Below are 14,652 nucleotides of genomic sequence, written 5' to 3'. Positions count from 1 at the left end.
CGATCCTTTCAGGCCGGTGCGTGGCGCCGCGTGGAAAGCAGCGCCCGCAGCTTGGCCGGCGCGACCGGCTTGGTCAACAGCATCACGCCGCCGCGGCGCAGGCGCTGCAGCACCTCGGGGCCGGTGGCGCCCGAGACCAGCACCGCGAGCGCATCGGGCTGCAGCCGCTTCGCCGCCGCGATCACGTCCATGCCGTCGCCGTCGCCCGCGAGCTGCAGGTCGCACAGTACCGCATCGAAGCGCAGGTCGCCCGTGCCGAGCCGCGCGATCGCCTCGGCGCCGGTGGCGATGCACTCGACGCGGCAGCCCCACTGCTCGAGCAGCGCGCGACTGCCGTCGAGGATCGCCGGATCGTCGTCCACCACCATGCAGTTCAGCCCCGCAAGGGGCGCCGCGGGCACCGGTGCGGGCTCTTCCTCGGGCGTGCTCGCCTCGGCGGCCTGCACCGCCGGGAGCGTCAGCGCGAAGGTGCTGCCGGCCTGCAGTGCCGAGCGCACGGTGATGCGGGTGCCGAGCAGCGTGGCGATGCGCGCACAGATCGCCAGCCCCAGCCCGAAGCCGCGCCGGCGGTCGCGCTCGGTGTTGGCCACCTGATAGAACTCCTCGAAGATGCGCCCCTGGTGGATGGGCGCGATGCCCACGCCGTTGTCGCGCACCTCGATGCGCACGCCGTCGCCGCCATCGTCGGCACGGCCGCGGCGCGCAGCCACCAGCACCGTGCCGCCCGGCGGCGCATGGCGCAATGCGTTGGACACCAGGTTGCCGACGATCCGCTGCAGCAGCGCCGCGTCGCTGCGCACGGCCAGACCGCGGTCGCTCCAGCGCAGCCGCACGCGGCTCTCTGCGGCCGTGGCGGCATGCTGCGCATCGAGCTGGTCGAACAATGCGGCCAGCGACACGCGGGTGATCGCGGGCGTCAGCACCTGCGCATCGAGGCGCGAGATCTCGAGCAGGTCGTCGAGCAGCACGCCCATGAACTCTGTGCTCTCCTGCAGGCGCATCATGGCCGGCCGCTGCGCCGCGCTGGCGCCCGGCAGCAGGCCGTCGATGAACAGGCCCATGGCATGCAGCGGCTGGCGCAGGTCGTGGCTCGCAGCGGCGAGAAAGCGCGCGCGGGAGAGCGCCGCCTGCTCGGCCTCGGCCATGCGCTGCAGCGCCACCGCGGTGGCTTCGCGCACGCGTTCCTCGCTCACCTGCCGGTTGTGCTGCAGGCGCTCGGCCAGGCGGTCGATGTCGCGCGCGAGCACCGCGAGCTCGTGCGCACCGGCGGAGGGCGCCTGTGCGGACGCGATGCCGCCGCCGTCGCCTACGCCGCAGCGCGCCTCGAAATGCCCTGCCTCCAGCGCGGCCACGGTGCGCGACACGCGGCGCAGCGGCCGCGCCACGGTGCGCGCCATGTGGCGCACCGAGGCCCAGGCCGCGAGCAGCGCGACCAGCGCGATGCCGATGCCGGCGATGAGCGAACGGCTGCGCTCGCGCGCATAGGCCGTGGTGTCGCGGAAGGTCTGCACCAGCCCGATCGGGGTGTCGCCGGCGGCCGTCGAGCCTGCGGGCGCGAAGGCACTGGCGCGCGAGGCTTCGCGCAGCGTGACCGGCGACGTGAACATGCGCAGCTGAGCGAGCGGCGAGGTCCTGGGCCCGGCCGTCACGTACACGCCGGCGCTGTTGCTGATCTCCACGCGCATCACCTGTCCGCCGCGCAACGCAGCATTCGCCACGTTCTGCAGCGCCGGCACGTCGCCCGCATAGAGGCTCAGGTCCGACATCGCGGCCACCTGGCGTGCCACGGCCTGGCCCTCGGCGTCGAAGGCCGCCTCGAGCGTCTGCAGCCGGTGGTGGGTGAACCAGCCGGTGAGCGCCAGCGCCACTGCGGCGCACGGCACCACGCCGAGCCGGAACAGGTCGCGCTGCAGGTTGCCGCGCACCAGTAGCGTGGGCGCGGACGATGGTGAAGCAGGCGGCGGCGGGTGCGCGGACTGCGCGCCTTCGGACGGCACCACGTCGCTCATCGCGTGGCGGTGATCCGCTCGGTCAGGTCGCGCTCCTGCGGCAAGCGAAGCCCGAGTCCGCGTGCCACCGTGGCGTTGACGCGCACCGACGGCGGCGCGGCCGATTCCACCAGCGGGACGTGGTTGCTCGCGCTGCTGCCGTGGCCCGCGAGCTTCTGCCCGAGCAACTGCGCCTGCTGCGCCAGCTGCGCGGGCGTCGAGACGGCCGCGGCCAGACCGCCCGATCGCACCAACCCTTCGCTCGCGCCGAACACCGGCAGCCCCGCGCTCGCGCCCGCGCGAAGCACCGCCAGCGTGGCCGCCTGGTTGTCGCCGATCAGGTCGGGCAGCACCATCAGAGCGTCGCTGCGCGGCACCACCGCGCGCAGCGCCGCGGCCAGCGAGCGCGCGTCGGGCGCGTATTCGACCTGCAGGTCCCACGCGGGCTGGCCGCCCTGGGCCGCGGCACGCTGCAGATCGCGCACCAGCGGTTCGGATTCGGGCGTGGCGACCACGCCGAGGCGCGGCTTGTTCGGCAGCACTGCCGCCACCAGCGCCAACTGGTCGGCCATGGCCGGGTCGCGCAGCAGCACGCCCACGCGCCGGTCGCCGCGCCGCAGCGCCGGGGCGCTGGCGCGCAGGTTCTCGTACTCGAGCCGGCTCAGCATCGCGAGCAGCAGCGGCTGCTGGCCCGGGCGATCAAGCGCGGCGCGCGCAGCGGGCGCGCCGACGGCCATCGTGAGGCTCGTGTCGGCCGGGGCCGGCGTGGCCGGCGTGGCCGTGCGCAGGCTGCGCGTGCGCACGCCGGCGTTCACCGCGCGCTCGGGCTCGGCGCCCGCTGCGGCTTCGGCGGTCTCGACGCCGGACTGCGCCACGTCGGTAGCGCCGGGCGAAAGCCGCACCAGCTCGAAGCGCCCGCCGGGCGCCTGCGCGGCGCGCATGTGCTGCACGAATTCGGTATGCGCAGGCACCTCGTCGCCCATCAGCACCGTGAGCCCGGCGGCACCCGCGGCCACGGCGGCGAACGGCGCCATGCACAGGGCCAGCGCGAGGCGGACGCGCCAATGCCGCAGCCGTTTCCGGAGGAACGAGATGAAAGGGTTCACGGCAACAGGCATGGGGATGACTTCTGCGGCAAGGGCAGAACCCCAATGTACGGAAGGCCCCTGGTTCGCGCGATAAGGCGGAGGGCTTATGTCGACGCCCGGCGTGCGGCGGGAGCGTGACGGAAGGTCGCGCCGCATCGGCCGCCTGGCCTATGCCCGACGGTCAGCCGCTGCCTCGGCCTGCCTGCTGCATCACCGCCGCCCGCTGCGCCAGGATCGCATGCCGCAGCACGCGCGGCGAGACCGGCTTGTAGAGCACCGCGATGCCGGCCTCCGCCACTTCGCGCAGCCGGTCGGGCTTGGTCTCGCCGGTCACGAGCAGGCGTGCGGTGGCGGCGCCGATGCCGCGCGGATGGCGCTCGAGCGCGGCGATCACGCCGAGGCCGTTGTCGCCACCCTGCAGCAGCAGGTCGCTCACCACCACGTCGGGCGGCTCGGCCCATGTGTCGGCCAGCGCGAGCGCCTCGGCGCGGGTCTGGGCCGCCATCACTTCGGCGCCCCAGTTCGTCAGCACCACCGAGAGGCCTTCGAGGATGGTGCGCTCGTCGTCGATCACGAGAATGCGCAGGGGTGCGAGGCCGGCGTCGTCGTCCTCGGCCGCGCCCGTCGCGGAGGGCACAACGGGTGCCGCGAGCGCGGCCGGTGCCGAGCGCACCAGCACCCGCACGCAGGTGCCCTTCTGCGGCCGCGACGTGAGTTCGACGCGCGTGTTGAGCAGCTCGGCCAGCCGCTGCACCGTGGCGAGCCCGAGGCCCATGCCGCGCTGGCCGCGCGGCGCATTGCGGCCGGTGGGCTCGACCTGGTAGAACTCCTCGAACACGCGCGCCTGGTGCTGCGGTGCGATGCCCACGCCGGTGTCGACCACCTCGATGCGCACGCCCTTGCCGCGCCGTCGCGCACCGACCAGCACACCGCCTTCGATCGTGTGGCGCAGCGAGTTGGACACCAGGTTGTTGAGGATGCGCGAGAGCATCACGTAGTCGCAGCGCACCCAGAGGTCGGTCTTGCGCACCACCAGGCGAAGGCCCTGCTGCTCCGCGACCGGGCGGAAGTTGCGGCTGATCTCGTCGAACAGCTGGTCGAGCGCGAACTCGGCCCATTGCGGCTGCAGCACGCCCGCGTCGAGCTGCGAAAGGTTCAGCAGTTCAGAGAACAGCCGGTCGAGCGAATCGACGCATTCGCGGATGTGGCCGATGCGCTGCAGCCGCACCGGGTCGGTCTCGCCGTTGGCGAGCCCGTCGGAAAACAGCGTGAGCGCGTGCAGCGGCTGGCGCAGGTCGTGGCTGGCTGCGGCCAGCAGGCGGGTCTTGGCCTGGCTCGCCACCTCGAGCTGCTGGTTCTTGCGCGCGAGTTCGGCGGTGGCATCGGCGATGCGGCTTTGCAGCAGCCGGTGGCTTTCGGCGAGCGCACGCGCGGCCTGGTTGAAGCCGTGCTGCAGATGCCGTACCTCGGAGGTGCCTTCGATCGTCACGCTCGCGGACTCGCCCGCGCCGAGCCGGTCGACGGCCTTGCCGAGCGCGCGGATCGGCTCGCTGATGCGGCGCGCGGCCCACCAGCCGGCCAGGCCCACGCCCACCAGGCTGGTGGCCAGCACCAGCACCACGTTGAGCCAGACCGAGCGCCGCGCCTGCTGCACCGCTTCGAGGCTCATCTCGACCATCACCTTGCCGCCCGGCTGGCCTTCGTCGCTCACGATCGGCACCACCACCTGCAGGCCATCGCCGCGCGCGCGGTCGACCGTTTCGGAGTTGGCGACGATCTCGCCGTCCTCGGACCAGATCTGCACCTGCTGCACATGCGGCTGGTAAGTGCCCGACTGGGCCGTGCGCTGCAGCGCTCGGCGATCCATGCGCACCAGCGGCGCCTGCGCGGCCGTGGCGACCTGAAGCGCCACCGTCTGCGCATTGGCACGCATCAACTCGGTCAGGTTGTCCAGGTGCTGCCGCGTCAGCACCGTGATCGCCGCGAGCGTGGCCGCCGTGGCCGGCACCATCGCCAGCAGGATCAGCTGCTGCGCGAAAGTGAGGCGGGCCAGCCCGCGCAGGACGCGGAAGTTCCATTTCATGGGTGCATCCAGCGCCTGGAAGTCAAGCCCATGGGCACCTTGGTTGGGCAGAAAGGAGGAAAAACATCGCGAAAATGCCGCCTATTTGTGTATTTGATATCTAATTGCGTCCGCTTCCGCTCATGTTAGACCGCTGACCCGCGTTGGCGCCACGTTGTCTTCCCGTCCGATCATGCTGGCCTTCCCACGTTGCCGTCGCCGCTGCCTCCTAGGGCAGGCCGCCGCCTGGCTGCGCCGGGGCGCCGCAGCGATCGCCTTCGCGGCCGGCCTGCCGCTGCTGGCCGCGGCCGAGCCCGTGCAGCCAGCCGAGTCGCCGGTGCGCTTCGGCATCCTGCCGCTCGGCGGCGCCTTCGAGTCGCGCAGCGACTGGGACCCCCTGCTCGCCGAGCTGAGCCGGGCCATCGCGCGGCCGGTGAGCGTGCTTTCGGTCAATTCGTACGAGGCGCTCGAGCAGGCCATCCGCGACGACAAGGTCGACATGGCGTTCCTGTCTGGAAAGATGGCGCTCGACGCCGTGACCCAGCGCCGCATGAAGGTCGTGGCGCAGGTGGTGCGCCACGATGGCCTGCCCGGCTACCGGGCGCTGCTGCTGGCGCGCCGCGCCCCGCCCTTCAACACCCTGAAGAGCCTGCTGGCCGAACCGGAGCGCTGGCGCCTCGCGCGCGCCGAGCGGCAATCGGTATCGGGTTTCATCGTGCCGCAGCTGCAGTTCTTTCTGCCCAACCACATCGCCATGGAGACGCGCTTCCTGAGCGAGATCGTGGGCACCCACCAGGCCACGGCGCTCGCGGTGGCCAACAACGAGGCCGATGTGGCCACCAACAACACGGCCGATTTCGAGCGCTTCAAGCAGCGCTTTCCGGCCGAGGCCAAGCGGCTGCAGGTGCTGTGGGAGTCGGACCTCATTCCCCATGCACAGATCGTGATGCGGCGCGCGTACCCGCCCGAGCTGCGCAGCCGGGTGCAGGCGTTCCTCGTCGGCTACGGCCGCGCGAAAGGGCCGCAGGGCGATGCCGAGCGCGCGGTGCTCAAGTCGCTGCACGACCTGGCGGGCTTCGTGGCCGCGGACAACAGTTCGCTGCAGCCCGCCGCCAACCTGGCCCACCAGCTCGCGAAGCAGAACGCCATGAACGCGCAATGGGTCAACGAGGCCGCGCGCCAGGCACGCCTCCTGCGCCTGGACCGCAGCTACGCCGAGCAGTCCGCCGCCCTTCAGGACGCGCTCCCCGGTCGATGACCATGCCGGGCTCGGCCTTGCGACGCTTTCTGCTCGCCCCGCGCCTGTTGGCGGTGGGGCTCGCGCTGGTGGCGGCCTGTGCGGCACCGGCGGCGCAGGCCGAGCGCACGGAAGTGCCCGCCCGCCCGGTGCGCTTCGGCGTGCTGCCGCTCGGCGGCGCGGTCGAGTCGCGGGCGCTGTGGATGCCGCTGCTCGACGACATGACACGCGCGCTGGGCGTGCCCGTGAGCGTGCATTCGGTCGCGTCGTACGCGGAACTCGACCGGGCCATCCAGCGCGACGAGATCGACATGGCGTTCCTGTCGGCCAAGATCGCGCTCGACGCGGTGATGCAGCGGCGCATGACGGTGGTGGCGCAGATCGCGCGCCGCCCCGGCATGCCGACGCACCGCGCGGTGCTGTTGACGCGCCGCAGCGGCGAGCCCCGCACCCTCGAGGCGGTGCTCGCCGAGCCCGAGCGCTGGCGGCTCGCGCGCGGCGACAGCCGGTCGGTCACCGGTTTTCAGGTGCCGCAAAGCCAGCTCTTCCTCCCGCACGACATCGCGATGGAAACCCGCTTTCGCGGCGAGATCATCGGCACCCACCAGGCCACGGCGCTGGCCGTCGCCAATGGCGATGCCGACGTGGCGACCAACAACACGACGGATTTCGAACGCTTCAGGGAGCAGTTTCCGGTCGAGGCCGCACGGCTGCACGTCGTGTGGGAATCGGGCCCGCCGCCGGGCGCGCTGATGGTGCTGCGTCGCAGCTACCCGGCCGCATTCCAGGCCAGGGTGCAGGCCTTCCTGGTGAACTATGGCCAGGGCAAGGGGCCGCGCGCCGACCCCGAGCAGGAGGTGCTCAAGAACCTGCGCGCGGCTTACGGCTACGCCGCGGCCGACAACAGCGCACTGCTGCCGCAGGCGCAGCTCGAACACCAGCTCGGCAGGCAGCACGCCATGGCCGCGGCGTGGGTCGACGAGGCCTCGCGCTCGCGGCGCCTGCAGCGCATCGAGCAGACCTACCGCAGCCGGCGCGAGCGGCTCGGCGCGGCGAGCACCGACACCGCAGCGCGCTGAGCCCCAAAAAAACGCCGCCACTACTCCCTTCGCCGTAGCTCCAAAACCCGGCGTCTAGGCCGTTAGGCGGATTTGCCCGCCGCGCGCCGCGCCGGAAACTCCCAGCTCTTCGGGCAGCCCTTGCCTTTGACGGAGTGCGGATGAGTTGGCGAACAAAAGTGGTCTGGAGCGAGGGGATGCTGCTGCAGCCCCAGCACCTGCAGCAAAGCGAGCGTCATGGCGATCATGCGCGGCATGTGCTGCTGCGCTCGACCACGCCGTACGCCTGGGGCTTTGCGGAGGTCGAGATCGATGCCGCGGCGCTCACGCTCGGCAAGCTCGCGCTGGTGCGCGCGGTCGGCATCTTCGGCGACGGCACGGTGTTCGACATGCCGGCGGTCGATCCGCTGCCCGAGCCGATCGACATTCCATCCACCATGCGCGACGAGGCCGTGGTGCTTGCGCTGCCGCTGCGCCGCGCCGGTGCGCGCGAGGCCGATGCCGAGGAATACGAGGAGCTGGTGCGCCACCGCGTGCTCGAGTCGGAGGTGCCCGACTCCAACACCGCCGGCGAGCGCACCGCGATGCTGCAACTCGGACAGCTGCATACGCGCCTGATGCGGGCGAGCGAGGCGACCGATGCCTGGACCACGCTGGGCGTGGCGCGCGTGGTCGAGCGCCGCGTCGACAACCAGGTGCAGCTCGACCGCGCGATGCTGCCGCCGCTGCTCGACGTGGCGGCCCATGCGGTGATCCGTTCCTGGCTCGACGAACTGCTGGGCCTGCTGCGCCAGCGCGGCGAGGCGCTGGCCGGGCGCATGACGCAGGGCGGAACCGGCGGCGTGGCCGAGATCGCCGACTTCATGCTGCTGCAGACCGTGAACCGCAACGAGGCGGTGTTCGCGCACCTGGCGAAGAGCGCGATGCTGCATCCGCGCGAGTTCTTCGCGCAGGCGCTCGGGCTGGCCGGCGATCTCGCGAGCTTTCGCGATTCGCGCCGCGTCACGCGCTTCGGCCCTTACGTCCACGACGACCTTGTGATGAGCTTCCGTCCGCTCATGGACGACCTGCGGCGCAGCCTTTCGATGGTGCTCGAGCAGTCGGCGATCCGCATCGACCTGCACGACCGCAAGCACGGCGTGCGCGTGGCGGTGGTGGCCGACGTGGAGCTGCAGCGCAACGCCACCTTCGTGCTCGCCGTGAACGCGCACATGCCGAGCGAGGCGCTGCGCGCGCGCTTTCCGACGCAGGTCAAGATCGGGCCGGTCGAGCGCATCCGCGACCTGGTGAACCTCGCGCTGCCGGGCGTCACGCTCACGCCGCTGCCGGTGGCGCCGCGCCAGATCCCGTTCCATGCGGGCGCCAATTACTTCGAGCTCGAGACGCGCAACAGCGACCTGTGGCGCCAGCTCGAACAGTCGGGCGGCATCGCGATGCACATCGCGGGCGACTTTCCGGGCCTCGACCTGGCTTTCTGGGCCATCAGATCATGACCACTCCCGACCCCTTCGCGGCGTTCGAGTCCGAGCGCACGGTCATCAAGCCCAAGCCGCGCACGCCGGCGGGCAGTGCGCCGGCCGCGGCCGCGCCGCCGCCATTCATGCCCGCGAGTGATCCCGCACCGGCCGAGGTCGGCGAGATCGGGCTGCTCAATCCGCTGGTCTCGGCCGCGGGCAAGCTGCTGGTGCTTACGGCCAAGCTGCGCAACTTGGCGCAGCCGCCCAACGTGCCCGCGCTCAGGGCCTCCACCGCCGAGGAGGTGAATCGGTTCGATACCGCGGCACGCCGCGCGGGCATCGCCAACGAGACGGTGCTGGCGGCGCGCTACGTGCTCTGCACCTCGCTCGACGAGGCGGTCGCCAACACGCCCTGGGGCGTGCAGGCCGGCTGGAACAAGCAGAGCCTGCTGGTGCAGTTCCACAACGAGACCTGGGGCGGCGAGAAGGTGTTCCAGCTGCTCGCCAAGCTCGCGCAGGACGTGCCCACGCACCGCCATCTGCTCGAGCTGATCTACAGCGTGCTCGCGCTCGGCTTCGAAGGCCGCTACCGTGTGGTCGACAACGGCCGCGCGCAGCTCGATTCGGTGCGCCAGCGCCTGGCCGACCTGATCGCCAAGGACCGTCCGCCGCTCGAGGCCGAGCTCTCGCCGCACTGGCGTGGCCAGGGTGCGGGCATGGTGCGGCTGCGCGAATCGCTGCCGCTGTGGGTGTTCGCGGCCGGCTTCGCGCTGCTGCTCGCGCTGGCCTGGTTCGGCCTGCGGCTCGCGCTCAACCACCGCTCCGACACCACCTATGCGGCCGTCTCGAGCCTGCGCGTTCCCAACATCCAGATCGCGCCGCCGGCAGCGCCGGCCAAGGCACCGCGGCTCGCGCGCTTTCTCGAGCCCGAGATCAAGCAGGGCCTGGTCACCGTGACCGACGAGGCCGACCGCAGCACGGTGCGCCTGCGCGGCGATTCGTTCTTCGGCTCCGGCAGCGCCGAGCCGATGGCGAGTTCGCTGCCGGTGCTGCGCCGCATCGGCCAGGCGCTGGCCGAGGTGAAGGGCGACGTGCTCATCACCGGGCATTCCGACAACCAGCCGATCCGCTCGCTGCGCTATCCGTCGAACTGGCATCTGTCGGCGGCCCGCGCCGATGCGGTGCGCGGCGCGCTCACCACGCTGGTCGAGCCGGCGCGCATGCGCTCCGACGGCAAGGCCGATGCCGAACCGGTGGCGCCCAACGATTCGCCGGCCAACCGCGCGCGCAATCGGCGCGTCGAGATCGTGCTGCTGGCCGGGCCCGAGCAGGTGGCTGCGGCGGGGGTGACGAAATGATCAAGAAGCTATTCGGTCTGGTGTTCAGCCCGCTGTTGCTGACGCTGGTGGCGTTGGTGGTCGTCGCGCTGCTGATCTGGTGGATCGGCCCGCTCGTGCGCATCGGCGAACTGGCGCCGCTCGAGACCGAGCTCTCGCGCGGCGTGCTGATCGGCCTCGTCGTGCTCGCCGTGGTGCTGCGCGTGCTGTGGCGTCGCTGGCGCGCGCGCCGTGCGAGCCAGTTCCTGACCGATGGCCTCATGAAGCCGCCCGCGCCCAAGGCCGGCGCGCCCGTCGACGGCGAGCAGAAGATCCTGGACACCCGCTTCACCGAGGCCGTGGCCACGCTCAAGCAGATGCGGCTGCATGCTGCGGGCAAGAAGCCCGGCTGGCGCGACTGGCTCTCGATCTCGGGCGGCAGCTACCTGTACGACCTGCCGTGGTACGTGTTCATCGGCGCACCGGGCGCGGGCAAGACCACCGCGCTGGTCAACTCGGGCCTGAGCTTTCCGCTCGCCGAGAAGTTCGGCCCCGGCGCGATCCGCGGCGTGGGCGGCACGCGCAACTGCGACTGGTGGTTCACCGACGAGGCCGTGCTGATCGACACCGCGGGCCGCTACACCACGCAGGACAGCCACCAGGCCGAGGACAAGAGCGCGTGGGAGGGCTTCCTGGGCCTGCTGCGCAAGGTGCGGCCGCGCCGCCCGCTCAACGGCGTGTTCCTCACGGTGAGCGTCGCGGACCTGCTGAGCCAGGGGCCCGAACAGCGCAGCCAGCTCGCCGCGTCGATCCGGGCGCGGCTGCTCGAACTCGACGAGAAGCTCGTCACGCGGCTGCCGGTGTATGTGCTCGTCACCAAGAGCGACCTGCTCTACGGCTTCACCGACTACTTCGACGACCTCGGAAAGGAACAGCGCGCGCAGGTTTTCGGCTTCACGCTCGCGGCCGACGAAAACGTGCAGGCCGACGAGAAGGGCCTGTCCGCCGCGTTCCACCGCGAGTTCGGGCTGCTGCACAACCGCATCAACGACGGGCTGATCCCGCGCATGCAGCGCGAGACCGACGGCACGCGCCGCGCCGCGATCTTCGGCTTTCCGGCGCAGTTCGGTTCGGTCGGCGGAATGCTGTCGGACCTGCTCGAGCAGGTGTTCACCGGTTCGCGCTTTGCGCAGCCGCCGTGGGTGCGCGGCGTCTACTTCACCAGCGGCACGCAGGAGGGCAGCCCGATCGACCGCGTGATGGGCAGCCTTTCGCGCAGCTTCGGCATCGAGCGCGCGATGCTCGCGCCGCAGAAGTCGAGCGGGCGCAGCTACTTCCTGACCGCGCTGCTGCGCGACGTGGTGTTTCCCGAGCAGCGCCTGGCCGGCGCCAACGTGAAGCTCGAGCGCCGCCGCCACACGCTGCGCATGGCCGGCGTTGCGGCCATGACGCTGGTCACGCTCGGGCTGCTCGCGGGTTGGGGGTGGAGCGCAATGAAGAACATGGACTACCTGCGCTCGGTCGAGGCACGCGTCGAGCCCGCGCGCCAGGCGCTCGCGGCGCTGCCGTCGCGGGTGCAGAACCTGGTCGAGGTGGCGCCGGTGCTGCAAGGCCTGCGCGACATCTGGAAGACGCCCGACAACCGCCAGGGCGAGGCACCGCTCGCGATGACGCTGGGCCTGTACCAGGGCGACAAGCTCGACGCCGCCGCCATGCTCACGCACCAGCGCGCGCTCAACGACGCCTTCCTGCCGCAGATCGCCAAGCGTGTGGAGGACCAGCTGCGCACCGCGCAGCGGGACAACCTCGAATACACCTACGAGGCCCTCAAGAGCTACCTGATGCTCTACCAGCCCGAGCACTTCGATGCCGAGGCGCTCAAGGCCTGGATCACGCTCGACTGGGCGCGCAGCCTCGACCGCGGCATTCCCGAGGACCAGCGCCTGGCGCTCGAGAACCAGCTCGACGTGCTGATCGCCCAGGGCCCGCCGCGCTCGCCGCTCAAGATCGACGACAACCTGGTGCGCAGCGTGCGCGCGATGCTTGCAAGCTACCCGCTCGAGCAGCGCGTGTTCAGCCGCCTCAAGCGCCAGCGCGCCACCAAGGACATTCCGGCGTTCAGCATCGCCGCCGCCGCAGGCCCCTCGGCGCCGCTGGTGTTCGAACGCATCAGCGGCAAGCCGCTGACCGAAGGCGTGCCGGGCATGTTCACCTATGACGGCTACCACAAGCGCTTCCAGAACGAGGTGGTGGTGCTCACCGGCCTGCTCGCGCAGGAAGACCCGTGGGTGCTCGGCCAGGACCGCAGCGCCACCGACCGCCTGCGCGACGCGGCGGCGATCGGCGCGCTGACCGATCGCGTGCGCCGGCTGTATCTGGCCGAGTACGTCAAGCAGTGGGAGGCGCTGCTGGCCGACGTGCGGCTGATCCGCGTCACCGGGCTCGAGAAGAACATCGAGGCCGCGCGCATCCTCTCCGGCGTGGGCTCGCCGCTTGCGAACTTCCTGCGCGCGGTGGTGAAGGAAACCACGCTGATCCCCGCCGACCAGCCCAAGGACGTGGTGAGCAAGGCGAGCGCCACCGTCGCGAGCACGCGCAAGGGGCTCGAAGACCTGTTCGGCGGCGATCCGACCCGGCCCGTGGCCAGCGGCAAGCGCATCGAGAGCATCGTCGACGACCGCTTCGAGCCGCTGCGCCGCCTCGTCACGCCCGTGGCGCCGGGCCAGCCCGCGCCGCTCGACGATGCGTTGAAGCTCTTCAACGAGGTCTACGTGTACCTCAACGCGGTCGACACGGCCGTGAAGGGCCGCACCTCGCCGCCGCCCGGCGACGTGGCCGGCAAGCTCAAGTCCGATGCGGGGCGCCTGCCCGAGCCGGTGCGCACCATGGTCGAGAACCTGAGCCAGACCGGCGCCGCGCAGGCTCAGGTCGCCGAGCGCGGCAACCTGAGCCAGGACCTGCGCCCCGTGACCGAGTTCTGCAACCGCGCGATCGCCGGGCGCTATCCGTTCGTGGGCAGCAGCAAGCGCGACGTGCTGCCCGAGGACTTCGGACAGATGTTCGGCGCCGGCGGGCTGATGGACGACTTCTTCCAGAAGCGGCTCGCATCGCTGGTCGACACCAGCACCCGGCCGTGGCGCTACAAGCCCGTGGCCGAGCGCGGCGCCATCACCACGCAGGCGCTGGCGCAGTTCGAGCGCGCCGCGCGCATCAAGGACATCTTCTTCCGTGCCGGCGGCCGCGGGCCGTCGATGCGGCTCGACTTCAAGCCGGTGGAGATGGACGCCGGCATCACGCAGTTCATCCTCGACGTGGACGGCCAGCTCGTGAAGTACGCGCACGGCCCCGTGGTGCCGATGGCCGTGCAGTGGCCCGGCCCGAAAGGCAGCAACCAGGTGCGCATCCAGGTCAGCCCGCCTTCGGCCACCGGAAGTTCGGGCGCGGCGGTCGACGGGCCGTGGGCGCTGTTCCGCGCGCTCGACGACGGCCAGCTCGAGGCCGGCGATGCGCCCGAGAAGTTCTTCATCACCTTCCAGATCGGCCCGCGCAAGACGCGCTTCGAGGTGACGACCAACAGCGTGCAGCATCCGATCCGCTTGAAGGAACTGCGCGAGTTCTCCTGTCCGGAGGGCCTCTGATGATGACGATGGAGGCCGCAGCGTTGCCCGGATGGTTCGGCAAGTTGCCGGGCATGGGCGACTTTGCGCACCGCCGGCTGCCCGCGTCGTTTCGCGATGCGTGGGACCCGTGGCTGCAGCAGGGGCTGGCGCGGCTGCGCGACCGGCATTCGGACTGGACATCGCACTACCTCGAGGCGCCGGTCTGGTGTTTTGCGCTCGGGCCGGGGGTGGCCGGTGAGGACGGCTGGATCGGCGTGATGATGCCGTCGGTCGATGGGGTGGGGCGGTACTTTCCGTTCACCGTCGCGGTGCCGTCTGCCTCGCTCGCGGTGGGGCTGCCATGGTGGGCCTGTGCGACGCGGGCCGCGCTCGAAGGGCTCGACGGCGACCTCGATGCGTTGCGGTTCGATGCCGTGCTGGGGCGGGTGTTTGCTTCGGGTTTCGTCTCGGGGGCGGCGGCTGGTTCGCTGGCGATGCCTGCAGCGGGGGAGTCGCTCTGGATGGCGGATCCTGCTGTAGACGATTCGATGCGGATGCTGGTTCGGGGGTTGCCGCGCGAGGAGGCCTTCGAGGCGTTGTTTCTCGGGGGGCGGGAATGAGGCGGGTTGCTCGTTTTCGTTGCCGGGGCCGGGCCTCGCCCCGGCGGGCGAGCTACTTTCTTTTGCTTCGCCAAAAGAAAGTAGCCAAAGAAAAGGCGACCCTGCTGTCTGTGTCCCTTCGCTTCGCTACGGGCAACCTGCGGTGCTCGGCTCCGGCGGGGGTCCGCAGAACTCGCTTCGCTCAAACAGCTGCGGCCCTGATCCCGCCTCCACCTGCGCTCCTCGGC

The 14,652-nt window shown here is 71.3% G+C and carries 9 protein-coding genes; 6 read left to right on the top strand and 3 right to left on the bottom strand.

Annotated elements, in window-relative coordinates; translation table 11 throughout:
- Positions 1 to 8 precede the first annotated feature (8 nt).
- From AC3A6R_RS26905 to AC3A6R_RS26895, 3 genes are all read right to left on the bottom strand, one after another.
- A complete protein-coding gene (locus AC3A6R_RS26905; RefSeq protein WP_487866151.1) occupies positions 9 to 2,009 on the bottom strand; it encodes a hybrid sensor histidine kinase/response regulator in 2,001 nt (666 codons plus the stop codon).
- Entirely contained in the window at positions 2,006 to 3,094 is a 1,089-nt protein-coding gene (locus tag AC3A6R_RS26900; RefSeq protein WP_487866150.1) for an ABC transporter substrate binding protein, read from the bottom strand. The genes AC3A6R_RS26905 and AC3A6R_RS26900 overlap by 4 nt, the downstream gene beginning before the upstream one ends.
- Positions 3,095 to 3,257: 163 nt before the next feature.
- Complete coding sequence (locus tag AC3A6R_RS26895; protein WP_487866149.1) at positions 3,258 to 5,159, bottom strand: ATP-binding response regulator; 1,902 nt, start codon at positions 5,157 to 5,159, stop codon at positions 3,258 to 3,260.
- Positions 5,160 to 5,331: 172 nt separating this feature from the next.
- On the opposite strand from AC3A6R_RS26895, the gene phnD reads away from it, so the two are divergent.
- From phnD to tagF, 6 genes are all read left to right on the top strand, one after another.
- On the top strand, positions 5,332 to 6,396 hold the full coding sequence (phnD, locus tag AC3A6R_RS26890) for a phosphate/phosphite/phosphonate ABC transporter substrate-binding protein (RefSeq protein WP_487861390.1): 1,065 nt from the start codon (positions 5,332 to 5,334) through the stop codon (positions 6,394 to 6,396).
- Between the two features lie 2 nt (positions 6,397 to 6,398).
- Positions 6,399 to 7,454: a phosphate/phosphite/phosphonate ABC transporter substrate-binding protein gene (locus tag AC3A6R_RS26885; protein ID WP_487866165.1), complete on the top strand. Its 1,056-nt coding sequence runs from the start codon at positions 6,399 to 6,401 to the stop codon at positions 7,452 to 7,454.
- Between the two features lie 140 nt (positions 7,455 to 7,594).
- On the top strand, positions 7,595 to 8,926 hold the full coding sequence (gene tssK / locus AC3A6R_RS26880) for a type VI secretion system baseplate subunit TssK (protein ID WP_487866148.1): 1,332 nt from the start codon (positions 7,595 to 7,597) through the stop codon (positions 8,924 to 8,926).
- Entirely contained in the window at positions 8,923 to 10,248 is a 1,326-nt protein-coding gene (locus AC3A6R_RS26875; RefSeq protein ID WP_487866147.1) for a DotU family type VI secretion system protein, read from the top strand. Before tssK ends, AC3A6R_RS26875 begins: the two co-directional genes overlap by 4 nt.
- Positions 10,245 to 13,844, top strand: coding sequence for a type VI secretion system membrane subunit TssM (gene tssM, locus AC3A6R_RS26870; RefSeq protein WP_487866146.1), 3,600 nt, complete (start codon positions 10,245 to 10,247; stop codon positions 13,842 to 13,844). Before AC3A6R_RS26875 ends, tssM begins: the two co-directional genes overlap by 4 nt.
- Positions 13,844 to 14,425: a type VI secretion system-associated protein TagF gene (tagF, locus tag AC3A6R_RS26865; RefSeq protein WP_487866145.1), complete on the top strand. Its 582-nt coding sequence runs from the start codon at positions 13,844 to 13,846 to the stop codon at positions 14,423 to 14,425. The genes tssM and tagF overlap by 1 nt, the downstream gene beginning before the upstream one ends.
- Positions 14,426 to 14,652: the final 227 nt, after the last annotated feature.

This window comes from Variovorax sp. Soil_C_19 (assembly GCF_057657255.1).
The sequence above is the reverse complement of the archived record's forward strand: the minus strand, read 5'-3'. Positions and strand labels throughout refer to the sequence as shown.